This window comes from Streptomyces griseoluteus, assembly GCF_004784465.1.
GTDB lineage: Bacteria > Actinomycetota > Actinomycetes > Streptomycetales > Streptomycetaceae > Streptomyces > Streptomyces griseoluteus.
Window position 1 is genome coordinate 328,396 of record NZ_SRRU01000003.1, and the last position, 25,361, is coordinate 353,756.

28 protein-coding genes and 1 pseudogene are annotated in these 25,361 nt (G+C 69.9%); 13 read left to right on the forward strand and 16 right to left on the reverse strand.

Annotated features, from left to right (window positions below; translation table 11 throughout):
* Positions 1–244 precede the first annotated feature (244 nt).
* Both E5082_RS10335 and E5082_RS10340 read right to left on the reverse strand, forming a co-directional pair.
* Positions 245–1,240 (reverse strand): LacI family DNA-binding transcriptional regulator, encoded by a 996-nt coding sequence (locus tag E5082_RS10335; RefSeq protein WP_167514025.1) that lies wholly within the window; start codon positions 1,238–1,240, stop codon positions 245–247.
* A 584-nt stretch (positions 1,241–1,824) separates the two neighbouring features.
* On the reverse strand, positions 1,825–2,190 hold the full coding sequence (locus tag E5082_RS10340) for a hypothetical protein (RefSeq protein WP_208766233.1): 366 nt from the start codon (positions 2,188–2,190) through the stop codon (positions 1,825–1,827).
* A 32-nt stretch (positions 2,191–2,222) separates the two neighbouring features.
* Between E5082_RS10340 and E5082_RS32855 the strand changes: the two are divergent.
* A pseudogene (locus E5082_RS32855) lies at positions 2,223–2,406 on the forward strand (DEAD/DEAH box helicase); the annotation flags it as partial.
* A gap of 213 nt (positions 2,407–2,619) precedes the next feature.
* Complete coding sequence (locus E5082_RS10350) at positions 2,620–2,862, forward strand: DUF5302 domain-containing protein (RefSeq protein WP_135790977.1); 243 nt, start codon at positions 2,620–2,622, stop codon at positions 2,860–2,862.
* 301 nt (positions 2,863–3,163) lie between these two features.
* On the opposite strand, the gene E5082_RS10355 is transcribed toward E5082_RS10350, so the two are convergent.
* From E5082_RS10355 to E5082_RS10400, 9 genes are all read right to left on the reverse strand, one after another.
* Positions 3,164–4,120 (reverse strand): IS481 family transposase, encoded by a 957-nt coding sequence (locus E5082_RS10355; RefSeq protein WP_135790978.1) that lies wholly within the window; start codon positions 4,118–4,120, stop codon positions 3,164–3,166.
* A 117-nt stretch (positions 4,121–4,237) separates the two neighbouring features.
* Positions 4,238–4,630 carry a CBS domain-containing protein gene (locus E5082_RS10365; protein ID WP_135790979.1) on the reverse strand — a complete coding sequence of 131 codons (393 nt, stop codon included), beginning with the start codon at positions 4,628–4,630 and terminating at the stop codon, positions 4,238–4,240.
* A gap of 46 nt (positions 4,631–4,676) precedes the next feature.
* The gene (locus tag E5082_RS10370; RefSeq protein WP_135790980.1) at positions 4,677–6,170 is read right to left on the reverse strand and encodes a DEAD/DEAH box helicase; all 1,494 of its coding nucleotides are present in this window, start codon (positions 6,168–6,170) and stop codon (positions 4,677–4,679) included.
* Between the two features lie 345 nt (positions 6,171–6,515).
* Complete coding sequence (locus E5082_RS10375) at positions 6,516–6,719, reverse strand: cold-shock protein (protein ID WP_006136369.1); 204 nt, start codon at positions 6,717–6,719, stop codon at positions 6,516–6,518.
* Positions 6,720–7,526: 807 nt separating this feature from the next.
* On the reverse strand, positions 7,527–8,624 hold the full coding sequence (locus E5082_RS10380) for an IS110 family RNA-guided transposase (protein WP_167514026.1): 1,098 nt from the start codon (positions 8,622–8,624) through the stop codon (positions 7,527–7,529).
* 723 nt (positions 8,625–9,347) lie between these two features.
* Positions 9,348–10,508 carry a PP2C family protein-serine/threonine phosphatase gene (locus tag E5082_RS10385; protein WP_373310013.1) on the reverse strand — a complete coding sequence of 387 codons (1,161 nt, stop codon included), beginning with the start codon at positions 10,506–10,508 and terminating at the stop codon, positions 9,348–9,350.
* Positions 10,509–10,960: 452 nt separating this feature from the next.
* The gene (locus E5082_RS10390) at positions 10,961–11,329 is read right to left on the reverse strand and encodes a hypothetical protein (protein ID WP_229865396.1); all 369 of its coding nucleotides are present in this window, start codon (positions 11,327–11,329) and stop codon (positions 10,961–10,963) included.
* On the reverse strand, positions 11,326–11,997 hold the full coding sequence (locus tag E5082_RS10395; protein WP_135790981.1) for a hypothetical protein: 672 nt from the start codon (positions 11,995–11,997) through the stop codon (positions 11,326–11,328). Before E5082_RS10395 ends, E5082_RS10390 begins: the two co-directional genes overlap by 4 nt.
* Entirely contained in the window at positions 11,988–12,563 is a 576-nt protein-coding gene (locus E5082_RS10400) for an RNA polymerase sigma factor (RefSeq protein WP_171151366.1), read from the reverse strand. The genes E5082_RS10395 and E5082_RS10400 overlap by 10 nt, the downstream gene beginning before the upstream one ends.
* 153 nt (positions 12,564–12,716) lie before the next feature.
* Between E5082_RS10400 and E5082_RS10405 the strand changes: the two genes are divergently transcribed.
* The 7 genes from E5082_RS10405 (at position 12,717) to E5082_RS10425 (ending at position 17,083) form a co-directional block, all read left to right on the forward strand.
* Complete coding sequence (locus E5082_RS10405; protein WP_135790982.1) at positions 12,717–13,214, forward strand: Asp23/Gls24 family envelope stress response protein; 498 nt, start codon at positions 12,717–12,719, stop codon at positions 13,212–13,214.
* An 84-nt stretch (positions 13,215–13,298) separates the two neighbouring features.
* Positions 13,299–13,466, forward strand: coding sequence for a hypothetical protein (locus E5082_RS32320; protein WP_030645371.1), 168 nt, complete (start codon positions 13,299–13,301; stop codon positions 13,464–13,466).
* Positions 13,463–13,870: an Asp23/Gls24 family envelope stress response protein gene (locus E5082_RS10410; RefSeq protein ID WP_135790983.1), complete on the forward strand. Its 408-nt coding sequence runs from the start codon at positions 13,463–13,465 to the stop codon at positions 13,868–13,870. The genes E5082_RS32320 and E5082_RS10410 overlap by 4 nt, the downstream gene beginning before the upstream one ends.
* Before the next feature lie 104 nt (positions 13,871–13,974).
* Entirely contained in the window at positions 13,975–14,601 is a 627-nt protein-coding gene (locus E5082_RS10415) for a DUF6286 domain-containing protein (protein ID WP_229918789.1), read from the forward strand.
* 28 nt (positions 14,602–14,629) lie between these two features.
* Positions 14,630–15,250, forward strand: a complete 621-nt coding sequence (locus E5082_RS10420; protein ID WP_135790985.1) for an alkaline shock response membrane anchor protein AmaP — start codon at positions 14,630–14,632, stop codon at positions 15,248–15,250.
* An 85-nt stretch (positions 15,251–15,335) separates the two neighbouring features.
* Entirely contained in the window at positions 15,336–15,491 is a 156-nt protein-coding gene (locus E5082_RS32325) for a DUF6131 family protein (protein ID WP_099054839.1), read from the forward strand.
* 350 nt (positions 15,492–15,841) lie between these two features.
* The gene (locus tag E5082_RS10425) at positions 15,842–17,083 is read left to right on the forward strand and encodes a PP2C family protein-serine/threonine phosphatase (protein ID WP_135790986.1); all 1,242 of its coding nucleotides are present in this window, start codon (positions 15,842–15,844) and stop codon (positions 17,081–17,083) included.
* 62 nt (positions 17,084–17,145) lie between these two features.
* Here E5082_RS10425 and E5082_RS10430 read toward each other — a convergent pair whose 3' ends face one another.
* Positions 17,146–17,751: a DUF5994 family protein gene (locus E5082_RS10430; protein ID WP_135790987.1), complete on the reverse strand. Its 606-nt coding sequence runs from the start codon at positions 17,749–17,751 to the stop codon at positions 17,146–17,148.
* Between the two features lie 353 nt (positions 17,752–18,104).
* Here E5082_RS10430 and E5082_RS10435 point away from each other — a divergent pair, with 353 nt between their 5' ends.
* The 3 genes from E5082_RS10435 to E5082_RS10445 all read left to right on the forward strand — a co-directional run bounded on the left by E5082_RS10435 (position 18,105) and on the right by E5082_RS10445 (position 21,160).
* Positions 18,105–18,797 (forward strand): DUF5994 family protein, encoded by a 693-nt coding sequence (locus E5082_RS10435; protein ID WP_135790988.1) that lies wholly within the window; start codon positions 18,105–18,107, stop codon positions 18,795–18,797.
* A 123-nt stretch (positions 18,798–18,920) separates the two neighbouring features.
* Positions 18,921–19,772 (forward strand): slipin family protein, encoded by an 852-nt coding sequence (locus E5082_RS10440; protein WP_135790989.1) that lies wholly within the window; start codon positions 18,921–18,923, stop codon positions 19,770–19,772.
* 119 nt (positions 19,773–19,891) lie between these two features.
* Positions 19,892–21,160, forward strand: a complete 1,269-nt coding sequence (locus E5082_RS10445; protein WP_135791220.1) for an ATP-binding protein — start codon at positions 19,892–19,894, stop codon at positions 21,158–21,160.
* Between the two features lie 39 nt (positions 21,161–21,199).
* Here E5082_RS10445 and E5082_RS10450 read toward each other — a convergent pair whose 3' ends face one another.
* From E5082_RS10450 to E5082_RS10465, 4 genes are all read right to left on the reverse strand, one after another.
* The gene (locus E5082_RS10450; RefSeq protein ID WP_135790990.1) at positions 21,200–21,688 is read right to left on the reverse strand and encodes a DUF5994 family protein; all 489 of its coding nucleotides are present in this window, start codon (positions 21,686–21,688) and stop codon (positions 21,200–21,202) included.
* A gap of 284 nt (positions 21,689–21,972) precedes the next feature.
* Entirely contained in the window at positions 21,973–22,245 is a 273-nt protein-coding gene (locus E5082_RS10455; protein ID WP_135791221.1) for a hypothetical protein, read from the reverse strand.
* A 324-nt stretch (positions 22,246–22,569) separates the two neighbouring features.
* On the reverse strand, positions 22,570–23,046 hold the full coding sequence (locus tag E5082_RS10460; protein WP_190045238.1) for a DUF5994 family protein: 477 nt from the start codon (positions 23,044–23,046) through the stop codon (positions 22,570–22,572).
* A gap of 189 nt (positions 23,047–23,235) precedes the next feature.
* Positions 23,236–24,072: a magnesium transporter CorA family protein gene (locus tag E5082_RS10465; RefSeq protein ID WP_229918790.1), complete on the reverse strand. Its 837-nt coding sequence runs from the start codon at positions 24,070–24,072 to the stop codon at positions 23,236–23,238.
* A 29-nt stretch (positions 24,073–24,101) separates the two neighbouring features.
* Between E5082_RS10465 and E5082_RS10470 the strand changes: the two genes are divergently transcribed.
* A complete protein-coding gene (locus E5082_RS10470) occupies positions 24,102–25,154 on the forward strand; it encodes a fatty acid desaturase family protein (RefSeq protein ID WP_135790991.1) in 1,053 nt (350 codons plus the stop codon).
* Positions 25,155–25,361: the final 207 nt, after the last annotated feature.

Here is a 25,361-nt window from a genome sequence, read left to right on the forward strand (position 1 = left end):
TCGCGTAAGCGCAGGCGACGGCCTTGCCGGGCATTGCACGCTCGGCGCCGGGCCCCGAGGGGTGCTCTCCACCTGGCGGCTGTGGCTGTGAAGCCGCCGGGATCGCGGGCGAGGAAGGCGTCCAGGGGCATCACCGTCGACGGCGTCGGCCTCGATGTGGACTGCACAGTTACGCCTTGACGACGCGGCTGGCTGAGGAAGCCGGCGTCCTTGCTGGGGGCGGCGCCGAGGGCGATCCCCACGGTCATCGGACGTCCTGCGCGGACCGGTCGGCGAAGGTGGTGGGGACACGCTGTCCGAGTGCGGCGCGGCCAGCGATGAGGTCGACGAGCCCGCGTACACCGAGTCGGCCGATCGACGACGCGTCGTTGCGGACCGCGCTGATGGGCGGAGAGGCGAACTCGAACCAGTCGAGGTCGTCGAAGGAGACGACTTCGATACGGGCGGCCTGCTCTGCGCCGAGCCGATCACGCAGGGCGCGTACGGCTCCCAGGGTGGTCAGACCGTTCGCGCCGAACACGGCCGTGAACGTGACGCCACGGTCGAGGATGCGGGACATGGCCTCGGCCGCTCCGCCGGCCAGGAAGTCACCGGCGTCGAGCAGCCTGTCGTCGGTGCTGATGCCGTGTGCCTGGCGCCCGGCGAGGTAGGCGGCGCGGCGCTCGGCGCCGGTGGAGATCGAGTCCGGGCCTCCGATGAAGGCGACGTCGCGGTGGCCCCGGCGCTGCAGCCAGGCAAGCACCTGCTGCACGCCCTGAGCGTTGTCCGTGCCGTACAGCGGGGCGCCGACGCCCTCGATCGTGCGGTTGAGGAACACGACCGGCAGTCCTGACGCGAGCGTGGCGGCAACCTGCGGCGAGACGGTGCTCTGCGGTGAGAACAGCAGGCCGTCGATGCGCTGAGCGGCGAAGGTCCGAAGGTATTCGTCGGCCTGCTCGGCGTCCTCGTTCGCGTTGGCCAGCAGCACGGTGTATCCGTGGCGGCGTGCCTCCTGCTCTGCGGCGTGAGCCAGCTCGGAGAAGAACGGGTTACGGATGTCCGAGACGAGCAACCCCAGCACGTCCGTACGGGCACGCCGCAGCGAACGGGCGGGGCCGTTGGCGATGTATCCCAGCTCGGCGACGGCCGCGAGCACACGGGCACGGGAGTCGGCCGACGTCTGACTGCTGCCGCTGAGCACACGGGATGCGGTACCCAGCGCGACGCCGGCTCGTGCCGCGACATCCTTGATCGTGGCCATCCACCCCACCTCCTTACGGAAACGTTTCCATGGCTGGAATGAGACTAAGATCGCACATCCATCGAGAGATGAACAAGGGTCGAAACAAGTGCAGCAACGAGCTGCTGCCCCTGCCCGACAGGGCGCCAGCGGTGGACCGCGTCGTCGGACGACCCCGGCGATGGCTCTGGCGAGGGTCGGCGAGGGCTTCGATGGTCTCCGTGTCGCGTGCGCGCACAGCGCGAGGGCCCGCCTGCCGGGCATGCCTCTTCTCGAATTGGACGAGGTGTTTCGTCCCGTTCCGTCATGGAGCGTGTGTGCGTGCGCCGGTCGCGCCGGGTCGGCGTGGCGTTCAGTTGGCCGGGGTACCGACCCGCTCCGCCAGAAGGGTGGGGGCCTCGATGCCTGCGGGCAGCAGCGGGTCCGGCTCCAGGTCGTCCCCAGTGACGCGCAGCGGCAGAACGCCTGCCTCCAGGCCGAGTCGAGCGTCCTCGCCGGCGCCGTCGTCCGGGGCTCCGGTGCGTTTCCTGACGAACGCCTCGTCCAGGGGGGAGAGCGAGCAGCGCCGTTACCCGAGTTCCGTGCGGCTGGGACGGCGGGCGTAGTCACACTGGCCAGGCGTGGCTTGCTCGGTCAGGCGGCGCAGTTTCCAGCCTGCCGCGCATGTCGACGGATCGAGCAACGCGCAGGTACTCGCGGTCCTTGCAGCGGTAGGCCCTCTGAACGACGATCTCGACCAGGTCAGTAAGTTTCGCCCTGACCGTCTCACTGTGGCCAGCGACCGCCACGTCCCGTACGAGGCTCTGTTTCGTGCCCCACTCCTTGGCATGCCGGGTCCACTCCTGCGGATACCTTGCCTCCCATTCCAAGAAGAGGATCGCGTACGGCAGACCCTGCCACGCCCTGATGTCCCCGGGCGGGCGGTTCCACAACCCGTTGGGCAGCGAATACTTCCCGGCTTCGAGGTACATCTCATGTGCCTGCAGAGCGGCCGGATCCCGCCACCGGCATCCCGCTCGACGGCGGGCCCGCCGTTCCCCGGCCCAAGAACACCAACGCTCCCTTCCGCGGCTTCGGCAACCAGCAAGGACACCTCCCGCGGCACCGGCGGCACATCCCGAAAGGCCGGCGAGGCCCCCAAGCTCGCCGAGGCCCGCAAGGCCGCCCACGTGCGTCGCAACGGCTGAAAGCCGTTGCCGTGGCAGCGAATCTCCTGGCCACGGGACCGACAGCCCTCGGCCCGGCCCGGAGCCCGGCCTGCGCCACCCGCCTACGAAGCGAACGCCCTCGGCAGCGAGAGGGATACCCGCCGAAACGGAACAGGATGATGTTGCCGGCGTCCCGCACTGCGCCCGGCGTGGCAAGCTGTGCTTGCCCACCCCCGAACCCAGGAGGTCACCATGACCGCAGAGCCCGCGTCTACGGAAGGTTCGGAGCCGGCTGCCCCCGAGACGTCCCCTCTGGCGCCGGACAGCGACGGCAACTACGACCTCAAGCGCAAGTTCCGCGAAGCCCTGGCGCGCAAGCGCGGTGCGCAGGCGGACGCCGCCGATGTTGCCGCCAACCCGAATGCGTCGAAGGTGCGCGCGGCGCACGGCCCGGCTGCGAGCCAGCGGTCGTTCAGGCGCAAGAGCGGTGGCTGAGTCGATCAGTCCCGCGGTCTGGCCGCTCAACCAGCACTCTGAGCGCCACCCACTCGCGCGCCCCGTGCAGTGGCCCGCCACGTGCGCGTACCCCTGTGCGCGCTGCGGGCGAGGCCTAGGGCCTGGCCGGCGGATCATGCCGGAGACGCGAGGGCCGGCATGCCTGTCTGCGGTGTTGTCGTCGGTTGTCGACGCTCCGCGCCGACGCCCTCCTTCGCCGTGCAGCCAGACGCGCCGGCCCTCGCTCACCTGGGCTCCAGGGCACCGCCGGTTTCCTCCGACTTGATCCGCCGGACAGGCCCTAGGTGTATTGACCCGCAGGGTTGTTTACGCGGCTGATCGGTGGGTGGCCGTCGAGTGCGGTGTGGCAGCGGTGGTGGTTGTAGGTGTGCAGGAAGTCTGCCAGGGCTGCTGTTCGTTCGGTGTTGCTGGTGTAGGGCCGCAGGTAGGCCCACTCATCGAGCAGGGTCCGGTTGAAGCGTTCGACCTTGCCGTTGGTCTGCGGCCGGTAGGCGCGGGTGAGCTTGCCTCTCGCGCCGAGGTCGGCCAGGGCCTGCTGCCAGGCGAAGCTCTTGCGGTAGGGCCAGGCGTTGTCGGTCAGCACGCGCTCGACGTGGTCGATGCCGTGGGCGAGGAAGAAGGCTGCGGCCCGGCGCAGGAAGGCGGCGCAGGTGGCGGCCTTCTCATCACCGTGGATCTCGCTGTAGGCGAGGCGGGTGTGGTCGTCGACGGCGGAGTGGATGTAGTCGAAGCCCATGCCGCTGCGGGTGGCCCGGCCGGCCTGGCGGCCCAGGACCTTATGGCCGCCGCCGTCCGGGATCCGGCCGAGTTTCTTGACGTCGACGTGGATGAGTTCGCCGGGCTTCTCGCGTTCGTAGCGGCGGATGAGCTGGCCGGTGGGCCGGTCCAGGAAGGCCAGGCGGTGCAGGCCGTGCCGGACCAGGATCCGGTGCACGGTGGAGGCGGGCAGGCCCAGGATGGGGCCGATGCGGGCGGGGCCGAGCTTTCGGTCCTGGCGCAGGCGGCGCACCTGGTCCTCGACCGTTGCCGGGGTGCGGTGCGGTGTCGTGCGTGGCCGGCTGGAGCGGTCGTGCAGCCCCGGCTCGCCCTCGGCCCGCCAGCGGCGGACCCACTTGTGGGCGGTGACCCGTGAGATGCCCATCTCGGCCGCGACGTGCGCGACGGGACGGCCGGTGCGGACACGCTCGATGAGCAACCGCCTGCCGTGAATGGTCAGCCGGGCATTACGGTGGGACACGAAGACCTCCGTGTGGTGCAGTCCTAGACAGCTCCACCACACCGGAGGTCTTCGCCATGATCAAGACCCGTCGGCGTTAACCACGCTCGTGATCAATACACCTAGGGGCGAGGCGTTTCAGCGGGAGAGGGCGAGGATACCCAGGCTGCTGCCTTGCTCGTCGACCACCGGCAGGACACCGAGCCGACGGGAGCGCATCGCCTGCCCGGCTTCGGCCAGCGTGGTGAACGAACCGTGGTCGCCGAGGATATCGCGCAGGCGGACACGGTCCGTGTAGTCGGATCTGTCACGGACGGCGGCGAGTTCGGTACGGGTGACCAGGCCGGTGCACTGGTCGTCCTGGTCGCAGACGACCAGTCGGCCCGTGCGTGCGGCGGCCATGACGGCCAGCGCCACCTCGACGCTCATGTCGTCACAGACCTGCGGTCCGGCTGCGTCCATGCCCTCCACCGCCGTCCTGTGCGCGGGGTTGGCGCCCGTCGGGCGGGGCTGCGTCTGAATCAGCGTCAAAAGGTGCCTCCTGCAGAGATGGGCTGGCTTCCTGATCGCGAAGGTTCTATGCCACCGTGTCGAGGACGGGCTGGCGTACGCGGGCGCGCCGGGTCGCCGAGGAAGGACGGCGTCGGCCTCGGGAGGTGGCGCCGCGCTTGGGGCGTTCGACCACCGGTGCGGTGATGACGACCGGGATGCCTGACGGGGCCTGGGCGCCGGTGATCAGGCTCAGGGCCTCGTCGCCCGAGCGGATCTGGGTGGTCTGGGGCCTGATTCCGGCGTCCGACATGAGGCGGACCATGCCGCGGCGCTGGTTCGGCGTGACGAGCGTGACTACGCTGCCGGACTCGCCGGCGCGGGCGGTACGGCCGCCGCGGTGGAGGTAGTCCTTGTGGTCGGTCGGCGGATTGACGTTGACGACCAGGTCGAGGTTGTCGACGTGGATGCCACGCGCCGCGACATTGGTCGCCACCAGCACGGTGACGTGCCCGGTCTTGAACTGCGCCAGCGTGCGGGTGCGTTGCGGCTGCGACTTGCCGCCGTGCAGCGCGGCGGCGCGTACCCCGCTGTTGAGCAGCTCCTGGGTCAGCCGGTCGACGGCGTGCTTGGTGTCCAGGAACATGATCACGCGGCCGTCGCGGGCGGCGATCTCGATCGTGGTGGCGTGCTTGTCGGCGCCATGGACGTGCAGCACGTGGTGCTCCATCGTGGTGACCGCACCGGCCGACGGGTCGACCGAATGCACGACGGGGTCGGTCAGATAGCGGCGCACCAGCAGGTCGACGTTGCGGTCCAGGGTGGCGGAGAACAGCATGCGCTGCCCCTCCGGGCGCACCTGGTCGAGCAGCGCGGTGACCTGGGGCATGAAACCCATGTCGGCCATCTGGTCGGCCTCGTCCAGCACGGTGATGCCGACGTGGTTCAGCCGGCAGTCGCCGCGGTCGATGAGGTCCTTGAGCCGCCCCGGTGTCGCGACGACGACCTCGGCTCCGCCGCGCAGCGCGCCGGCCTGCCGACCGATCGACATGCCGCCCACCACCGTGGCCAGCCGCAGCCGCACGGACCGGGCGTACGGGGTGAGCGCGTCGGTCACCTGCTGCGCCAGCTCACGCGTGGGTACGAGGATCAGCCCCAGCGGCCGGTGGGGCTCGGCACGCTGTCCGGCGGTGCGGGCGAGCAGGGCGAGGCCGAACGCGAGGGTCTTGCCGGAACCGGTGCGGCCGCGGCCCAGGACGTCACGGCCCGCCAGGGAGTTCGGCAGCGTCGCTCCCTGGATCGGGAACGGTGCGGTCACACCCTGCCTGCCGAGTTCGGCCAGCAGTTGCTCGGGCATGTCGAGATCGGCGAAGCCCTCAACCGCGGGCAGCGCGGGGGTGATCGTCATTGGCAGCGCGAACTCACCTTGCACTGCGGCGGGCCGACGGCCGTAACCGCCGGAGCGGACGGGCCCGCCGGTACGGCGCGGTGCCTGCGAGCTCGTGCGGCTGCCGCCCTTTCCGGCGCCGGCACGGCCGTCACGGGAGCGGGCGGGGCGGTCGTTCGTGTACGTGCGGTTCATGCGGAACCTTCCTCGATGTGGCACATATCAAGGAATTCCCGCTGCGATGAACGGCACGGAGAATTACCAGTATGGACCGGCGGCAAAAGAAAGCAGATCTGGCCGACGGAAATCTCCGTGGGCGCAGGTGCTGAAATGGGTGACGCGATGGGGACTTTGCGATCCGGACGTCGGCTGCGATGCAGCACTTCAGGATGCGTCCGCTTCCTGTGGGAGGAACCGCTTGTGGTGGTACTGCGGATTCCTCCGACGCGTCCCGCGGGTGAAAGCCCCTGCGGGAAACGCATGCAGCTGGGGCCCGCACCCCGAAGGATGCGGGCCCCAGCTACGGATTGCGCGTGAGCGTCAGGCCGGAACGATGTTCTCGGCCGTCGGGCCCTTCTGGCCCTGCGCGATGTCGAAGGTGACCTTCTGACCCTCGAGCAGCTCACGGAAGCCCTGCGCTGCAATGTTCGAGTAGTGGGCGAACACGTCGGCGCCGCCACCGTCCTGCTCGATGAAGCCGAAGCCCTTTTCCGCGTTGAACCACTTCACGGTACCAGTAGCCATGTCGTATCTCCTTTGGGGCAGTGCATCGGCGTCCGCACCACGCGGACGCCGTGTCGCCGCGATGATCACCCCGCCCGGAAATGACCGGAAATACAGAAGTGCTCCCGACCGGCGGAAGCCTGGTGGGGGCACTTGAAGTTTCGGGAACCACAACTGCAACTGAGATAGACAGTAGCACGCCGGAGCGGCCCCTGTGCGGTGGATAATTCCACTCTGCTCGTCGCGGCAAAAACTCCCACTGCACGGGCCCCCAAAATCTGATCCCTCGGGAACAGATATTGATTCACTCAGAGCTTAACGTCTTAGGAAGAGTTGCCGGCCGGCACGCTGCGCGACGGCTGGAGCAAAACCGCTGCCGCCCAGGAAATGCAGCTGCGAGCCTGCGGGGACGACCATGCAGCGGCTGCCGTTCCCGGTCCCGGATGAGCGAGCCCACCTCCTCAATGTGGGTGAGGCGTACCAGCCTGCGGAGACCACCAGGAGATCACGCCTGCCTGCACGCCTTCCGAGCACAGGCGCGTTGCCGGAATCGAAGCGGCACACCACAGGCGCATCCACCGGGAAGCCGTCGCAGAAGAGGCCCGCACCCAGTACGCCGAGGCTCAGCGCGCGCCATAGCCACCATCGCGCCACCGCGCAGGACTGGATGGACGGCCCTGGACGGCGTCTACGACATGTGCCATGTGGTACCCAGTGAGGGACCCAGGATCAGGACCGGAGCGTCTTCTGGCCCGTCAAAGCGGTATTGCAGGGTGTTCGGGGGTGTCTCACTCACGCCCCAGACCCTCTCACGTCTCACGGACGCCCCTATAACGCGGGGGCGCGGGAAACCGGTCTGACCAGGTTGAAGACCTCGCGGGCGACATACCGCTTGAGGCATCGGATGATCTCGCGCCGGGTCTTGCCTTCCTGGGTGCGGCGTTCGTAGTACGCCTGGGTTCGGGGGTCGTGGCGCAGGCGGGTGAACACGATGCGGTGCAGGGCGGCGTTGGCCTGCCGGTCGCCGCCGTGGTTGAGCCGTCGCGTGATGCGCCGCCCGGAGGAGTACTCGATGGGGCTGACTCCGCAAAGGGCAGCAAAGGACGCCTCGGTGTTCAGCCGCTCGGGATTGTCCCCCATGGTGATCAGGAGAGTGACGGCGCTGTCCGGGCCGATGCCCATCGGTACGAGCAGTTGCGGCGCGTGGCGTTCGACGAGTCGGGTCAGGCGTTGGTTCAGCTCGTTGATCTGCCCGGTGAGCTGTTCGATGCGTTCGGCGAGCATGCGTAATGTCATGTGGGTGGCCTGGACCACCGCGTCCTCGTCTCCCCCGCCATCGGGTGGGCTGAGGGTCGCGCAGGTGCGGAACAGCTCGGCGTTGCCCAGGCTCGACAACCGTTCCCGCAGGGCGGGGTCGGCGATCACTAGGACGGCCTTGAGCTGGTTGATCGCCTGTGTGCGGGCCTTGACCGCGGAGTCCTTGGCGAGTTTGTAGATCCGGGCGCCTTGCACGGGTCCGTCGCCGGACTTGGCCTGGGCCCGGGTGCGACCGCTGAGCACGGCTCGCGCTGCGGCCTGCGCATCGAGCGGGTCCGACTTGCCGAGCAGACGGCGGGCTGTGCGGTCAGGCCGATTCACTTCGAACACCTGGATCTGCTGGGTCAGCAGGTAGCGGGACAGGCCCGCGCCGAAGGTACCGGTGCCCTCCACACCGGCCCGGCGCACCGTCCCCCGCCTGCGGGCCCACACGAGCAGCCGACGGTAGCCGGCCACCGTCGCCGGAAAGGACTCAGTGCCAAGGACCTTCCCCAGCGGGGAGATTACGGCGGCGACGTGCACCTCACCGTGCGTGTCCACGCCGAGCACGACTTCTCTCCGCACGGGAGGATCCGTACTGGAGGAGGTGCTGCGCTGTCTGGTCGTCATGGTGGTTCGCCTCCCGCAGGGTGACACGCTGAGTGGATGGCACCGGCCCGCTCGGGCGGTCTGAACCGTGATGGCGCCTGGAACTCGGCAAGGCCCCTATGGGGACACGCCCTGTGGCTCGGTGACAGCAGAAGCCAGCCCGCAACGACGGTCGACAAGCCTGTGACTGGACACTTCGGTCAAAGATCTCAAGAGTCAGACCCCCGTCCGGGACGGCATCGCGCAACCGTCGCATCGATCCCGGCGTATCGGCATCTACCGACCACAGCCGGATGGCTTCGCCCGAACCAATGCCCAACCTGGCCGGAGCAGGCTGAGAATGAGTTGACTCCCCGCCCACTCGCGACCGGCAATGACAGACAGCCGTCTGGGCCGCCTTACGGTCGCCCTCCATCGGCCATCGCACGAACGGCTTCGAGCCCTCATTCTGGTGCACGGTTGTCCGCAGTCATGGCGCGGGCTGCCAAAGAGGCTGCCTAGCAACTCGGCAAAGGCACCGGCGAGTGCTTGGGAACTCGGTCTACTCGAGTAACGGGGAACAGCAGCACCGCACGAAGGGGCGCCCGCGTGGAAGGCATGGCGCATGTGGGCGCTGCCGGACCCGATGCTCGCGGCCCCCGTCACCGACCCGGCGCCGCCCGATGGGTGGGCCGCCGAGGAGAAGTGGGACGGTTCTCCAGACACCTCGTGATGTCTCATTCGCGTTGGCACCGTTCACCCAGGTCACGACTGGTCCTTCGTGCGTGCGGCTGAGGCTTGCCGGGTGTCTGCGCCGCTGCTGACGTGCCGCTGGGTCTCCTGGGGGCCGTGCCAGTCCAGGCAGACGGCGGTGGCATCGTCTTCGAGCCGGCCGTCGGCGGCGTCCCGGACCGCGGACGTCAGCGCCAGCGCGGTCTCCCTCGGGTGCAGATTCCGGGTGCACCCCAGCAGGGCGGGCAGATCGACCTTCTCTCCGTGACGTTCGAGCATGCCGTCGGTGAACATGAGCAGACGGTCACCGGGCCGCAGGTCGAGGTCCTGCACACGGTACGGGTGGGGAGTCAGCTCAGACAGCCCGAAGGGATGGTCCACCTCGCAGGTGATCGTCTCCACAGCCCCGTCGCGCATGCGCAGCGGCCAGGGATGACCGGCGTTGACGAATTGGGCCCGCCCGGTATGGAGATTGATGCGCAGGAGCTGCCCGGTGGCATGACCGTGGCCGTGTTCGATCAGTGCCTGGTCTGCCCGGTGGGCCTGTTCGCCCAGGCCGGTGCCCGCCCGGCGGGCACCGCGCAGGGCGCCCACCAGGACCGTGGCGGCCAGGGCGGAATCCATGTCGTGGCCCATGGGATCGGTCACCGACACGTGCAAGGTGTCGCGGTCCACGGTGTAGTCGAAGGTGTCGCCGCTGAGGTCCTCGGAGGGCTCCAGGTTCCCGCACAGGGTGAACTGTGCGGCCTCGCACGACAGCGACAGGGGCAGCAGCTGGTACTGGATTTCAGCTGCCAGGGTGGCCGGCTTGGAGCGTTTGCCCCAGGTGTAGAGATCGGTGAAGCGGCCGTTGGCGATCACGATGTAGGCCAGGATGTGGGCGGCTTCCCCGACTGCGTCGAGCACGTCCTCGCCAGGGCCGGTCGGCAGGAGCAGTTCCAGCAGCCCGATCGCATCCCCGCGGTTGGTGACGGGCACGATCACCCGCTGCCCCTCGCCGGTCGCGTCCTGATACAGGCGCTGGGTACGGATCACCTCCTCGTAGACACTGCCGAACAGGGGAACCCGCTCGGCCTGCCGCCCACCTTGAGTGGGAGCGGTGGACAGCCGAGCCACCGCCTTCCCCGTCAGGTCCACGATGAGGAAAGAGACCTTAGTGGCCTCGAAACGCCGCCGCAGGTCCTCCGCGATCACGTCGACGGCGTCCGCCGGCGCCGCTGTCTCCGCTGCTGTCAGCAATCGAGTGAGCCCACTTTGTCCACCGCTCACGACCGCAGTCCCTTCCGCACCCCCCCCACCAGCTTGGTAATAACCGCAGTGAGCGTCAATCCGTGAACAGTCACGCTCCGGCATCCGCCCGCGGACGCGGCCGCCACGGCTGCTCTGTACAAAAGCGGCTCGACAGGCCGATGTCTTATGCGACACGCCAGAGTCTGGAGCTCCATGGTGGGCGGGCTTCGACGGGCACGTCCGGAGGAGTAACTCACAGCCGGTCACCCCGTACGGGAGCCGGATCGTCGGCGGCACTGAGGCTTGAGCCGCGACCACCCATGTAGGACTTCCGGACGGGGAGCGGCGCGCTCCCACGGTCGGCGACCTGCCGCTTGCCGAACGACGGTTCGTGGGGCCTGTGCCCGCGCCGCCGCTCATGCCGCGTCGCGCCAGGCGGCGATACCGGTCACCGTGACCGCGACGGTGACCGGCTCCGCGGCACCGTGGGTGGCGAGGTGGGTGACGAGGGCGGCTGTCACCCGGTCGTGGACGATTCGGGCGATGTCCAGCGCCCGCCGACCCTCCGTCAGGACGCAGCGCACCTCGATGTGCCATCCCGAACCGTCCGGCGCCCGGTCGGCGCGTACGCCGGCCTCAGGTGGCGTGGTGTCCGCCCGGGTGGGCGCGGCGGCTGCCGCGAGGCGCCGGGCGAGGCGGGGCTGCAGGGCGGCCACGCCAGGAACCGCGAGGGCTGCTTCGGCCGCGACGCCGGGGAGCGCGGTGGTGCCGGTGGCGGTCATCATGCGCCACCGCCCGTCGGGAGGCGGGGACCGAGGGTCGGTCCCGGTTCCAGTACGTCGGCCACGGTGATGTCGACGGCTGTCACCGTGAGCCCCAGGTCCTGTCCGGCCGAGTGGAGGACCGATCGGCGTACCTGGTGGACCCGGTCGGGCAGCGGGCGGTCGAGGGCGGCGGCCAGGGTCATGGTCACCCGCACGTCGGTGCCGTTGCCCTCGTGTACGAGCCGGCAGGTCGCGGCCCTGGCACCGGGGACCGTGTCCGCGGCCCGCCTCAGCACCTTCGCCGCGGCGCTCTCGGCGATCCGCAGGTCCCGGTCGGGGTCGGCCAGAGGCAGCAGCCGCCCGAACCGGACCTCTGCCCTGACGACGTCCATGACCCGGTCGGCGAATGCGTGCAGGCCCGGAGGGTCCTCGTCGCGCAGCGCCCGGGCGGCCGCGTTCACCGTGGCCAGTCCCTCGACCGCCTCTCGGCAGTATGGACAGGACACCGGGTGCGGGTCCGCGGCCGGCGGTGCGTCCCGCGCCTGTTCCCAGACCCGGCTGAGCAGGCGGCCGCAGGGCAGTACCTCATCGCCTGCGAACGGGGGCACGTCGGCGGCGGCCCAGCCGTTGCGGGGCCCCTCGGCTCCGGGCGGTTCGGGAGGCCGCGTGTGCGGGTCGTCTAGCGCCATGAGCCCATCGCCTCCTGCAGGGATCGGCGTGCCCTGAACAGTCTGCCGCGTACCGTCTGCTCGTCGGTACGCGTCACGTGCGCTATCTCCTTGTAGGGCAGGCCCTGCACCTCCCTCAGGATCCAGCAGACCCGCTGTCCGGCGTCCAGCTCGGCGAGCGCGCGGAACAGGGCGGCCATGGCCGCGTCCTCCTCGGCGGTCCGGGCGGGCTGGCTCCACGCGTCGCCCGCCGCGGGTTCGGCGACGGTGTCCAGGGAAAGAGGCGGCGGCCGTCGGTGGCACATGGTCTGGCAGCGGTTGACGGTGATCCGGTACATCCAGGTGTGGAACTCCGCCCTGTGGCGGTATTCCGGCAGGTGGCGCCAGGCGCTGACGAAGGCGTCCTGAACGGCCTCTTCTGCGTCCTGGGGGTTGCCCAGCATGCAACGGGCCAGGGTCAGCAGGGACCGGCTGTGCCGCTGGACGAGAACGGCGAAGGAGTCCTCGTCCCCCTCGGCCGCCCGTACCGCCAGCAGGCGGTCGGGCAGGTCGCACCCCAGTCGTGGGGAAGCAGTGCGTTCGATCATGAAGCTCCCACGCAGGCTCGGAACGATCGTGTACCCCTGATACGAGTTGTGACGCACATCACATGCCAGACGCGTGAGGATTGTGCCGCCCGGTATGTCCAACGTTCGACGGGCACCATTCCGGTGTCCGGCCGACCGATCGAGGCGACCGCCATGACGGACAACATCACCAGCGTCGGCGGGGGCAGCCGGCCCGAAGCGGACGTGAGCGCGCTCAAGGGCCGCACCGGGGCCGGGGCTCCGGCCGAGACACGGGGCAGGACCACCATCGCGGACGGTGTGGTGGCCAAGATCGCGGGCATGGCCGCCCGCGAGGTACCGGGCATCCACAGCCTGGGCGCGGGGATGGCCCGCGCCTTCGGCGCCATGCGCGAACGCGTCCCCGGCGCAGGCGGAGGCGGAGGCGGAGCGGTCACCCGCGGCGTCAAGGTCGAGGTCGGGGAACGGCAGGCCGCGGTGGACCTGGACGTCGTCGTCGAGTACGGCGTCTCCATCGTCGACGTCGCGGGCGGCGTACGCACCAACGTCATCAGCGCCGTGGAGCGGATGACGGGCCTGGAGGTCGTCGAGGTGAACATCGCCGTCGACGACGTCCATCTGCCTGACGACGAGGAGGAACAGACCGAACCGAACGAGGGCCGCGTGAGGTGACCGCTGCCAGGAGCACCGCCGTGTCCTCGGGCCCGAGCGGATGATCACGGCGAGAGGGATGCTCGCGAGACGGGTGAGTGCGAGATGAACACAGCAACGACGGGACTCGCGGCCGGCATGGCCCTCGGCTTCGCCGGCTACTTCGGCGGCTTCTGGGCGTTTCTGCTGGTGCTGGTCCTGGGCGCGGCGGGGCTGATCGTCGGCCTCGTCGTACAGGGCGACCTGGACCTCCGGACACGGAGGCAGCGGTGAAGACCCAGCCCGGTTCCCCCGGTGAGGGGTCGGGCCCGCCGGCGCCGGCCGCCGGGCTGCCGCCCCCGGCCGAGCGGGGCGCCACCGTCATCCCGGACAGGGTGGTCGCCCGTATCGCCGCGCAGGCCGCGCGCGCGGCGCAGTCGCGGCGCGCCGCGGTACCGCCCGATCGGGGCGGATCTGAGGCACCCCACGCCTCCGCCGCCGTCCGTACCGGATCGGTGCGCCTGCATCTGACCATGGACCTGCCCTACCCCACCGACATCCCGCGTGTCTGCGAGCGGATCCAGCGGGACGTCGCCGAACGGGTCGCCCAGCTGACCGGGCTGCGAGTGGGAGAGGTCCTCCTCACCGTCCGGCGGCTGGTGACCGCCACCGACTCGAGCCGGGGGCGGGTCCGGTGAGCGGCCGGGCGGCCCGGGTCAGCCGTGCAGGAAGGGCGATCGTGATGACATCCGGTCCACATCCCCCGGGCCGCGGCTCCGCGTCGTCCGGGCACCGTGCCGCAGTGCCGCTGACGAAGGAGCCCGATCCTCCCGAACGCGACGTGTCCCCCTCGGACCTCACAGCCGGTGAGCGCGAAGGAGGGCACCGAACCCGTCGCAAGTGGTCGGCGCGCAGCGTCACGGCGGCGCTCGTCGCCGCGGTGATCCTCGTGGCCGCGGTCGCGACGCTCGTCGACGTCGTCGCCGTACGGGCGGGACGTCCGGCCGCGGCCTGGCGGCGGCACCTGGCCTACGAACTGGCGACCCGCCCGGTGGACGACGTGTGGATGCTGACGGGGGCCGCCGTGGCCGCCGCCGTCGGCGTCTGGCTGATCGTTCTGGCCCTCACCCCCGGTCAGCGACGCTGGCTGCCCCTGCGCTCACCCGCCGGCTGCCCGCGATTGCGGGCCTTCGTGGACCGCAACAGCGCCGCCGTCCTGCTGCGCGACGCCGCCATGCGGGTCCCCGGAGTCGGCGCGGCGCACGTCCTGGTGGGCCGCCACCGCATCAAAGCCCGCGCGGACGTCCGCTTCCGAGACCCCCGACAGGTGAAGGACGACCTCACCGCCGTCCTCGACGAGGAGCGCGACCGGCTCGCCCTCGCCCGTCCTCCCCGCATCGCCGTACGGGCGCGGCGACGCACCCGCTGACACAAGACCCGCAGCACCGGAGCCCGCCATGACGCCGCGATCCGCCCTCAACCGCACTCTGCTGGCCCTCGCCGGACTGGTCCTCCTCGGCGGCGGACTGCTCATCCTCTTCGCCGGGCTCGACCTCTACCGGCGGCACGATCTGGCCCCACCCGCCGGCTGGCCCCTGACCACCCCGGCCGACGTCCTGCTCGGCTCCGCCGACCGGGCACGCTGGAGCAGCCAGGGCTGGTGGTGGTGGCCCGCGGTCATCGCCGCCCTCGTCCTCACCGCCCTGCTCGCCCTGTGGTGGCTGCTCGCCCAGCTGAGCCGACACCGCCCCGGCTCACTACCCGTCGGCGGCACACCCCCGCAGGAGGGCGTCGAACTGCGCGACCGCGCACTCAGCGAAGCGATCGCGAACGAAGCCGGTGCCCTGCCAGGGGTAGGCCATGCGGCCGTAGTCATCACCGGCCGACCGGCCCGCCACCGCACCCGCACCCGCACCCGCATCGACCTCACCCTCACCCCCGAGGGCACGCCCGGCGCCACTCTCGGTGCCCTGTGCGAAGGCCCGATCGGCACCGCGCGTCGGTCCACCGGCCTCATCGACATGCCCGCCGAGGTCCGCCTACAGGTCAGCCGCCACGGACCACACCGTGTGGAGTAAGGAGGAGATCGGCCGTTCCCGCCGACGCCCTTGCGGCCCATAGCAGTTCGCGGGCGCGCCGGCACCACCCCCCGAAGGAGACATCATGATCATCCTGGGCGTCATTCTGCTCGTCGTCGGCTTCCTCACCGGCCTGTCCATCCTGTGGACCATCGGGATCATCCTGCTGGTCGTCGGAGCCATCCTGTGGATCCTCGGCGCGATGGGACACGCCGTCGCCGGCAGACGCCACTACTGGTAGGCGGGATCACTGCCCTGCAGGGCAGTGATCCATGCTGCGGGCAGGCCGGCAGACGGCGCGGACCCCACCAAGATGTTCGCGGCGGCGGACGACGACGGCGAAGAGGTCGATCCGCCTGAGGCCGCCGCCGGTGCCGGCCAGCCGCCGCGGCTCGGACGCGGGGCGCCCGGTGGCCGTTGTGCCGGTCCTCGCCGCACGAGCGCACGGCCGACTCGTTGGGGAGTCGGTGGATCGGCCCCCACGGTCCGGGCGGAAGTTCCCCACCGCGTCGGCCGGTGAGTCTCCGTCGGGAGTTCGTATGCACAGCACCTTCGTGAGGATCCGTCCGAACGTCCCCCGGGGCCACGGCGATGACGGGCGGTGAGCGGCAAGGACCCGCGGAAGGCTCCACCCGGTCGGAGCACTTCGGGGAGGAGTTTCTGGGAGTCCTGCTGGACCAGGGGCACGAGTTGCCGCCGTACCAGCTCGGTCCGCTCGTCGCACGGCAGATCGGCAGGCTCGACGGCCGCGAGACCTCTATCTTCCTGCAGGACTACGGCCAGGTGTGGCTCGTCCCCCTGCCGGGTGACGGGCTGGCGGCCGGGGAACCGCAGCCGATCGACGGCTCCGACGCCGGACGCGCCTTCCGGGAGGCGCGTCCCGTCGAGGTTTCGCAGGCCGACGGTGTGCGGGTCTACCTTCCCCTGCTGGACGGTGGCGACCAGGTGGGAGTGATGGCCGTCACCCTGGACCACCTCCAGGACGACGAGCGACGGCTGCTGCGCAGGCTCGCCTCACTCGTGGCCGACATGCTGGTGACCAAGCACGGTTACACCGATCTGTTCTTCCGGCTGCGGCGCAGAGAACCGATGAGTGTGGCGGCGGAGATCCAGTGGTCGCTGCTGCCACCGCTGGCGATGTCCACGCCCCGGGTCGAGCTGGCCGGGATGCTGGAACCCGCCTACGACGTGGCCGGCGACAGCTTCGACTACGCCCTCAACGGCGATGTCTTGCATGTGGCCATGGTCGACGCGATGGGCCACGGACTGGACGCCGCCACGATGGCCACGGTGGTCATCGGAGCCTACCGGCATGCCCGGCGCATCAGCGTCGGCCTGTCGGAGATCTATACGTTCATGGACCGGGCCGTCGCCGATCAGTTCGGCCCCGACCACTTCGTGACCGCTCAGATGATGCGGCTCAACACGGCAACGGGCAGGCTTCAGTGGGTCAACGCCGGACATCCCGCTCCTCTGTTGATCCGTGGACACCGTGTCGTACGACCGCTGCAGGGCCCGACGACGCTGCCCGTCGGCTTCGGCGGTCACGAGCCCCGGATCAGCGAAGTGGCTCTCATCCCCGGCGACCGGATCCTGTGCTTCACCGACGGACTGATAGAGGAGCGCGATGTCGGCGGTGAGGAATTCAGTGAGGAGCAGCTCATCGGGTGGGTGAACCGCCTTGAGCCCACGGCCCAACAGATCCGGACGGTGGCGCGCTCCCTCTCCCACACGCTGCAACGGGCGCGGGGCGGGATCACGACGGACGATGCGACGCTCCTGCTGATCGAATGGCGCGGGAGCGCCACCGACGACCTCGCCCTCCCGGAGTGAGCCGGCCTCCCACCCCCAGGGAAAGGCCGACGGCACGCAGCCTTTCCCCCACCGCCGATCTCTCACACTCCTGCTGCCGCGGTGGGCACGTGACGGGTGACCGGTCCGTCAGGAGTGCGTGAGGCGGGGTGGGGGGCGTCGTGTCCGCCTTCGGAGTCCCAGACCGCCTCCCCGAGTGAGTCCGAGTCGGCCGCTGCCTCTGCCGCGGCCCGGAAACGTTCGGCCTCATGGATCAGGCCGGTCGCCGTGAGGCTCCGTGACGGGTCGGTGGCCGCGGCCATGAGCCGGGCCGCGGTGGCCGGGGCTGTCTCCGGTGGGATCACCAGCAGGTCCCAGCGGCCGAAGGTGTAGGACAGCAGCAACAGCTTGTGCGGATCCTGCCCGGCGTTGGACCAGCCGACGCGCACCATGTGGCCGTGCGCGGGCACTTCCCCCGGAATGACCGGCCAGAACGTGCGGCTCACCGCTACCCGGGTGATCCGCCCCCACAGCCGGTCGAGACATTCGACGAGCGCCGGGAGCTGCTCCGTCAGGTTGCGCGAACGGGGCCACCAGGCACCGTCGATGAGGGCCGGAGGGGCGCCGGCCGGCGCCAGCGTGAGTCGGAGCGGTGACGAAGAAGGAGCCCGGCCTCCGACTGCGGGTGTGAACGGAATGGTCGCGGTCATGGCGGGGACCCAACCCCGGGCCGGTCACGGCCGGCCCGGTTGTGATGAATCGCCGAGAACGACCCGGCGTGGAAGCCGGTGTACGAGATGCTCTCGGTAATCACCAGGATACTCCTCGCCCGCGCCCGGCGGACCGATGCGGAGCGACGGGTTGAACAAAACACGAGGAAAACCTCCCGCGCAATACAGCCAAGGAGTGCCGGCCAGGGCATGCGAGCCGTCGGGCGTGAGACCGGTCCGGTAGCCGGCGTACGACGTGCCCCGGCGCCCTCAGCCCACTGCCCGCCGGTATCGACAGCCGCTTCACGGATCCGGCGGCGCCTCCACAACCGCCCCGGCGTGTGCGGAGTACCGTGGACAGCACCGAGGACATTTCGCACACCGGCTTCCACTCCGGGTCGTTCTCGGCGAGAGACGAAACCCGGGGCGCCGCCAAGGCGGCCCGGAGACGGGTCCGCATCATGTCGGCGACCTTGCACCAAGCCCTGCCACACCACGAGCCCGTCGCAGCCCCGGCCGCGCGTCTCGCGCTGAAGACCGACGGCCCGTCGCGCGGCCTCCTGGACGGTGCCTGGTGGCCCCGCTCCCGGGACCTGCTGAGCGAGCTGCCCGCACTGACCGATGTGCTGGACCCTCTGTGGGGCCGCATCACCCGCATCGCCGTCAACCCGACGTACTGGCCGGTCATCCCGCACGAGATCCCCGTGGGCGGTCATGTCGTCAAGGCCGGATGGTTCACCCCGGAGATCGACCCGCACAAGCTGCTGCTGCTCTCCTACGGCACCGGCCGCTGGGACCTGCTGGTCATCCCACCCGAGACCGAGACGAAGTCGGCGGCCCGCCTGATGGCGGCCGCGTCCGACTACGACGGCCCACCGCTGACCGCAAGCGCTCTCATGGCCGCGGACGAGACCCGGCACGCCGTCTCCGCCGCCGACCGGCCACTCGAACCCGACGACGCAGGGAAGTACGGGGAGGACGGCCCCGCCTCAGCGGCCGTTCCGGCACGGACGGATCGCGCCAGTCGCCTGGTCATCGGCATGTGAGACGGCCGCCACGACCGGTGCCTTCCCGGGTTTCGGCCCTGCCTCGCGAACCGGCGCAGGCACATGCAGGGGTCTCGACCGGCGGATCCCCGCCCCCGTGGTCCTCGTCCCGAGGAGCAGCACATGCAAGCCCTGATCGTTCTCATCGTCGTGATCGGCCTCCTGGCCGTCCTGGCCCTCGCCCTGTCCGTGAAGGTCGTCAAGCAGTACGAGAAGGGAGTGCTGTTCCGCTTCGGCCGACTCGTCGGAACACGCTCCCCGGGACTGCGGTTCATCATCCCGTTCGTCGACACCCTGCACCGGGTGTCGCTGCGGGTCGTCACCATGCCGATCCAGTCCCAGGGCATCATCACCCGGGACAACGTGAGCGTGGACGTGTCGGCGGTCGCCTACTTCCGGGTCGTCGACGCCGTGAAGTCGGTCGTCGCCGTGGAGAACGTCAACGCGGCGATCAACCAGATCGCCCAGACCACCCTGCGGAAGGTCGTCGGCCGGCACACGCTCGACGAGACACTGTCGGAGACGGACCGTATCAACCTGGACATCCGCCAGATCCTCGACGTCACCACCGTCGACTGGGGTGTGCAGGTCACGCTGGTCGAGCTCAAGGACATCCAGCTGCCCGACACCATGAAGCGCGCCATGGCCCGCCAGGCCGAGGCCGAGCGGGAGAAGCGAGCGAAGATCATCAACGCGGAGGGCGAGTCCCTGGCCGCAGCCGCGCTCGGCGACGCCTCGGACACCATGATGGCCCACCCCCTGGCGCTTCAACTGCGCAATCTCCAGAGCCTGGTGGAGATCGGAGTCGACCAGAACACCACCGTCGTCTTCCCGGCCCCCCTCATGAGCACGATCGGCGAGCTCGGCTCCTTCCTCGCCCGGGAAACCGCTGCCGCCGCACCCGCCGTGGCAGCGCCACCGGCCGGCACCGGCCGCACCGACAAGTCCCTCAGCGCGGCAGGCAGCGCGCCGTGAAGCCGACTACGGCCCGAGCTACCCGTGGCATCAGGGAGGATTCGTGACCATCGCCCGTCGCGCGCGTCCTCCGGGCACCGGCCGATGATGGAAGTACGGCCGAACACGCGGAGCTGATGATGACGGGTTGGCGGGTCAGGGACTACACCCAGGACGATCTCGAAGCGGTGATCCGTGTCGACATGCAGAGCGGCACGACCGAGGAGCCGCCGCTCTTCCGGCTCTCGGACGCCGTAACGGCCCTCCAGACCCGCCACCCGGCCGTGGTGGCCACGGCCGACGACGTGCTGATCGGCGCCGCGGTGAGCAGGGTGGAGGGCGAACGGGCATGGATCCTGCGCATCTGCATGGCGCCCGGTTGGCGGCAGCGCGGGCTGAGCAGTGCCCTGATCACCGCCCTTGAGCAACGCGTCTTCGCCGCCGGCGTCCGCGCGGTGCACGCCGCCCTGCCCGAGGGCGAGACCGGTGCCACCGCCCTGCGCAATTGCGACTTCGGCGCCCGCCCCGGGCTGGTCTTCTTCGAGAAACGCGGACCGGTGACCCCGCAGTCGGCCGGCACGCTGTCCTCGCTCGGAGCGGAGCTGCCGCCAGGGGGGCTCTGGCAGAAGGTCGCGGGCATGCAACGGGAGAAGCAGCTCATCGAGCGGCGCCTGGTCCTGCCGCTGGCCCATCCCGAACTGGCCGCCCAGCACGGAGTGGAACCGCCACGGGCGGTGATGCTGTTCGGCCCGCCCGGGACCGGCAAGAGCACGTTCGCGCACGCGATCGCCAGCCGCCTGGGATGGCCCTTCCTCGAACTGTTCCCCGCCCGTCTGGCCGCCGAGTACGGCCTGGCGACCGGGCTGAACCGGCGCTTCGACGAGATCGCCCGGCTCGACCACGTCCTCGTCTTCATCGACGAGGTCGAGGAGGTCGCCGGCGAACGCGGCGGCGCGGACGCGACCGCTGTCGGCGTCGTCAACGAACTGCTCAAGGCGATCGTCCGGTTCCGAAGCCAGGACGGACGGCTGCTCGTCTGCGCCACGAACAACGTGACCACGCTCGACTCCGCGTTCCTGCGGCACGGCCGCTTCGACTACGTGCTGCCGATCGGCCCTCCCGACCACACCGCCAGGACCGCACTGTGGGAGAGCTACCTGGCCCGAGCGGGCGCGCGGGCCGACAGCGCGGTACTCGCGTCCGCCAGCGAGGGGTTCACCCCCGCCGACATCGCCCACGCGGCGCGTACCGTCTCCCAGGCCCAGTTCGAGCGCACCTTCGACACCGGAACCCGGACCACCCCCACCACCGACGACTACCTGGACACGATCTGCGACACCAAGCCCACGGTCAGCGCCGCCATGGCCCGGGAATTCGCCCAGCAGACGGAGGAGTTCGCCCGCATGTAGCGTCCAGGCCGGGTGGGGAGTCGATCTGCGACGGACGTGTCAGGCCGGCGTAGGTGGCGTGTCGCTGCCCGTTTCGATGAGGATCTGCCTGGCCTCGGTGACGTTTTCGGCCCGTACGGCCCTGGCCATCGCGGCGCGTGCCGCGTCGGGCGACGTGTCCGGAGGGACCAGCAACAGAGAGAAAAGGTCCCCTTCGCCTCGGGTGATGAGGACGGTGTCGTCACCGACCGGGAAGGAGTCGATGTGCACGACCCGGTCGTCGACCATCACCCGGGTCGGCAGTTCGTCCCAGGCGCTGCCGTCCAGACCGACCCGGGTGACAGGCCCGAGATGCTCGGTCAACGCGGAGATCAGCGAGGGAAGCTCGGCACCGATGTCCCGGGACCGCGGCCACCAGGCACCGTCCAGGATTCCCTCGCGTGCGTGTGTCGTCTCCAACCGCAGCAGGGCAGTCCCCGGTCTCACCGACCGGTGAACGGCGTCCGGCAGGAGCCGGGGGAGGTGGTCGGGGGTGTCTGAGTCGGCCATGATGTCCGCCCGTCCGCGAAGGTCAATGCGACCGCAAGGCATGCGACCGCGATACGACCCTGCTCGCTCACCGTACTCCGTACGACGCTCGCGCGAGCGCTTCGCCGCAGGGCGCGGTTACGGAAACAGGCAACGGCTCCGGCGTATACCCGCCGGAGCCGCCCTTCCGGGTCATTGCACGTGAGCGTGCGCCGACCCGCTATTCATGTTACGCCAAAGGGATTAATCCGACATGAACCATCTTTGCGAAGGTTCGCATCGGTCCGATGAGCCGACGCAGCGGCTCAGCCATGCCCTTCCTCTTCCGTCTCCATCTGCCGGATCCCCTGGTGCGTCAGCGTGATCATCGCGGGCGTGTTGCCCCTCCCCCAGTCCACGACGACCCAGCCTTCACCCGCCAGGTACGTGCAGGCAGCGGCCATGTCCTGCTCAGGGATGCCGAGGTCGGTGCGGAGCTTCGCCCCATCGACGCCCAGGAGGCGATTGCCTTCGGCGGCTTGGTACAGAGCCTGCATGATCCTCTCGCGGTACGTCTTCCGGTCTCGCAATATCGCCATGACGCGCCTTCCTCTACCGTCCGTCGGGCCGAAGTCGATGTCATCCGCGGCCGCCGTCGCGGTGGGGCGCATCGGAACGCTCGCGTCCACCGTCGACCGACGGCGCCTCCGGGGCCGACGCCCGATCCCCGGCAGGACATCGCTGTAGTGGAAGGCAGCAATCCGTTCATCGTGCTGACCATTGAGCTGGTGGATCAGAACGACTCCGACGGCGATCAGGACGAGCAGCACGGCCACGGCGATGACGAGCATGGGATCTCACCTCCGCCGACCGGCGGGCGAAGGCCCTGCCGAGCCGATGGGCCGGGGGGGGCAGGGACGACGTTAGACCTGCTCCGCCGTCGGCCTCCCAGGCTTCTTCCCTGTCTCGTGCATCGATCCCGTCTGCTGCTTGCTCCCGGGCCGAGGCATCGAGACGCCGTCGCCGACCATCAGCTGCGCGGCGGCATCCGCACCGGTTTCCGGCGGAATCACCAGCACGTCCCAGCGGCCGTCAGCGGAGAAAAGAGTGAGCCTGTGGGGATCCTGCTCCTCGGTGGACCAGCCCACCTGCACGGTGCGCCCGGCGTAGGACACCCAATGCGGCAGGACGGGCCAGTACGCCGGGTGCACGGTGACACCCGTGATACGACCCCAGCGATCGCCCAATGCGGCCGTCAACGACGGCAGCTCACGGGTGAAGGCACGGGAGCGAGGCCACCACATACCGTCCAGCCCGCCCGGCGCGGGCGTCAGGGACAGCCGGGCCGGCTGCGGCGGCGCACATGTGCTCGATGTCGTACGGTCAATGGTCACGGCCATGGCGCGGACCCGTCCCCAGGCTCGTGGGTACGGCCCGGCGCTGTCGATCACCGGGAACGGCACCCGCAGCGGAGCCGGTGCGCGAAGAACTCCCGGTGTCTTCACACTACTCCGCCCACCGGTCCGAAAAGCCCGGGATGACCAGGCAGTTTCCTGCCTTCGGGACCTGGTCGCCGGTGCCGATGCCGGTCAGAGCCAGTCCTTGCGCTTGAACGTCAGATACAGCAATGCGGACAGGAGCACGATGACGGCGGCGGAGGTGATGAATCCCGACTCGCGGCCGAAACCGGGATAGGGGAGGTTCTGGCCGTAGTAGCCGGTGATCGCGGTGGGTACGGCGATGATCGCGGCCCAGCTCGTCACCTTCTTCATGATCAGGTTCATGCTGTTGGCCTGGACCGAGAGGTTCGTCTCCATGACCGAGGCCACCAGGTCCCGCAGTGATTCCGTCCACTCGGTGGCACGCAGCACGTGGTCGTAGACGTCCTGGTAGTACGGGGCGAGAGGGTCGTTGATCAGGTGCAGGCCGGGGCGCATGAGGGTGTTGACCACCTCACGCATCGGGAGCACGACGCGGCGCAGCTGGACGAGCGACTTACGCAGTGCGAAAACCCGGCGCTGCACGGCTTCGATCTCACGGCGCCCGGCCGCGAAGAGCAGACCCTCCAGCTCCTCGATGCTGTCGTCCAACTGCTGGACCGCGGCGAAGTGTCCGTCCACGAGATGGTCGAGCAGACCGTGCAGCAGGAATCCGACGCCGTGGCCGGCCAGGTCCGGGCTCTCGTCCCAGCGGGCGACGACGTCCTCGATGTCGACGCCGTCGTCCTTGCGGACGGTGATCATGGCCTGGCTGGTGAGGAATACGGCGATCTCGCTGTACGTCAGTTGCGCACCGTCCGGGCTGACGGTCACGGCATAGGCGCTGAGGAACTCGTGGGTGCGATAGCGGTCGAGTTTCGGCCGCTGTCCACGGTGAGCGGCATCCTCCAGAGCCAGTTCGTGGATGTCGAACTCCTGACCGAGCAACCGTCAGCCGGGAAGGACACTCCGACACCATGACCACGCATGCCCCGCGCCGTCGCCCGCCTCCCCCCGCAGGTGGCAGTGATTTCGCCCGCCTGTCGAAGAAGATCGCCGAGGCCGGCCTGATGAACCGGCGCCCCGGCTACTACACCGTCCGGTCCGTCGTCGTGGCCGTCGCCTACGCCGGGGGCTGGAGCGCGTTCGTCGCCATCGGCGCCAGGTGGTGGACCCTGGCGCTCGCCGCGTTCCTCGCCGTGATGTTCGGGCAGGTGGCTCTGCTCGCCCACGACGTCGCGCACCGCCAGGTCTTCCGCCGGCGCCGGCCCAGCGAGACGGCCGGCCGCATCGCCGGGGCCGCGATCGGGATGGGCTACGGATGGTGGCAGGACAAACACACCCGCCACCACGCCAACCCCAACCACGAGGACCTCGACCCCGACATCGCCCCGGACCTGCTGGTGTGGTCCCAGGACCAGGCCCGCGCCGCGACCGGACTGCCGAGGATCATCGGCCGTCGGCAGGCGTTCCTCTTCTTTCCCCTGCTCCTGCTCGAAGGGGTCAACCTTCATGTCTCCAGCGCGCGAGCACTGGGCAACCGCGCCCTGAAGAACCGCGCCCTGGACGGCACGCTGCTCTACGGGCACACCGCCGCCTACCTGACCGCAGTGTTCATCGTCCTCCCACCCGGCATGGCGATCGCGTTCCTGGCCGTCCACCAGTGCCTGTTCGGCCTGTACCTCGGTTGTCTGCTCGCCCCCAACCACAAGGGCATGCCGATCCTGACCGGCAAGGACCGCCCCGACTTCCTGCGCCGCCAGGTCCTCACCGCACGCAACGTACGCGGCAGTTGGTTCACCGACCTCGCCCTGGGCGGCCTGAACCACCAGATCGAACACCACCTGTTCCCCAGCATGCCCAGCCCGCACCTGCGCAGGGCCCGGCCCATCGTCCGCCGCTACTGCCAGGACTTGGGAGTCGACTATCTGGAAACCGGACTGATCGCCTCCTACCGGCAAGCACTCGCCAGCCTCCACCGAGCAGGAGCGCCACTGCGGCGAGCCCGTATCAGCAGCGCCCGAGCATGACGCACCGGCGCCGACGGTAGATGATCTCGCCGCCCTGTCTGAACCAGGAGGCAGTCCCGTCGAACCGCTTGCGTGAGTCGGCAGCTGTAACGCATCCAGATGCCCTTGCCGTACTCCAGCGCCTTGTCCCGGTGCCCGGCTGAAGTGATCCGGTGAGACCCAGCGGCTGGAACAGCCCCGTCGGCTTCCCGGCGCGGCTGCGTCGTC

Coding starts and splice junctions, on each gene's coding strand:
- E5082_RS10380 (WP_167514026.1), bottom strand. CDS start 8,624: ATGACGACCAGACAGCGCAGCACCTCCTCCAGTACGGATCCTCCCGTG.
- E5082_RS10425 (WP_135790986.1), top strand. CDS start 15,842: ATGACGGGCGGTGAGCGGCAAGGACCCGCGGAAGGCTCCACCCGGTCG.
- E5082_RS32320 (WP_030645371.1), top strand. CDS start 13,299: ATGAACACAGCAACGACGGGACTCGCGGCCGGCATGGCCCTCGGCTTC.
- E5082_RS10440 (WP_135790989.1), top strand. CDS start 18,921: ATGCAAGCCCTGATCGTTCTCATCGTCGTGATCGGCCTCCTGGCCGTC.
- E5082_RS32325 (WP_099054839.1), top strand. CDS start 15,336: ATGATCATCCTGGGCGTCATTCTGCTCGTCGTCGGCTTCCTCACCGGC.
- E5082_RS10455 (WP_135791221.1), bottom strand. CDS start 22,245: ATGGCGATATTGCGAGACCGGAAGACGTACCGCGAGAGGATCATGCAG.
- E5082_RS10450 (WP_135790990.1), bottom strand. CDS start 21,688: ATGGCCGACTCAGACACCCCCGACCACCTCCCCCGGCTCCTGCCGGAC.
- E5082_RS10460 (WP_190045238.1), bottom strand. CDS start 23,046: ATGGCCGTGACCATTGACCGTACGACATCGAGCACATGTGCGCCGCCG.
- E5082_RS10335 (WP_167514025.1), bottom strand. CDS start 1,240: ATGGCCACGATCAAGGATGTCGCGGCACGAGCCGGCGTCGCGCTGGGT.
- E5082_RS10400 (WP_171151366.1), bottom strand. CDS start 12,563: ATGATCGAACGCACTGCTTCCCCACGACTGGGGTGCGACCTGCCCGAC.
- E5082_RS10430 (WP_135790987.1), bottom strand. CDS start 17,751: ATGACCGCGACCATTCCGTTCACACCCGCAGTCGGAGGCCGGGCTCCT.
- E5082_RS10420 (WP_135790985.1), top strand. CDS start 14,630: ATGACGCCGCGATCCGCCCTCAACCGCACTCTGCTGGCCCTCGCCGGA.
- E5082_RS10350 (WP_135790977.1), top strand. CDS start 2,620: ATGACCGCAGAGCCCGCGTCTACGGAAGGTTCGGAGCCGGCTGCCCCC.
- E5082_RS10470 (WP_135790991.1), top strand. CDS start 24,102: ATGACCACGCATGCCCCGCGCCGTCGCCCGCCTCCCCCCGCAGGTGGC.
- E5082_RS10445 (WP_135791220.1), top strand. CDS start 19,892: ATGACGGGTTGGCGGGTCAGGGACTACACCCAGGACGATCTCGAAGCG.
- E5082_RS10375 (WP_006136369.1), bottom strand. CDS start 6,719: ATGGCTACTGGTACCGTGAAGTGGTTCAACGCGGAAAAGGGCTTCGGC.
- E5082_RS10405 (WP_135790982.1), top strand. CDS start 12,717: ATGACGGACAACATCACCAGCGTCGGCGGGGGCAGCCGGCCCGAAGCG.
- E5082_RS10390 (WP_229865396.1), bottom strand. CDS start 11,329: ATGATGACCGCCACCGGCACCACCGCGCTCCCCGGCGTCGCGGCCGAA.
- E5082_RS10370 (WP_135790980.1), bottom strand. CDS start 6,170: ATGAACCGCACGTACACGAACGACCGCCCCGCCCGCTCCCGTGACGGC.
- E5082_RS10340 (WP_208766233.1), bottom strand. CDS start 2,190: ATGTACCTCGAAGCCGGGAAGTATTCGCTGCCCAACGGGTTGTGGAAC.
- E5082_RS10395 (WP_135790981.1), bottom strand. CDS start 11,997: ATGGCGCTAGACGACCCGCACACGCGGCCTCCCGAACCGCCCGGAGCC.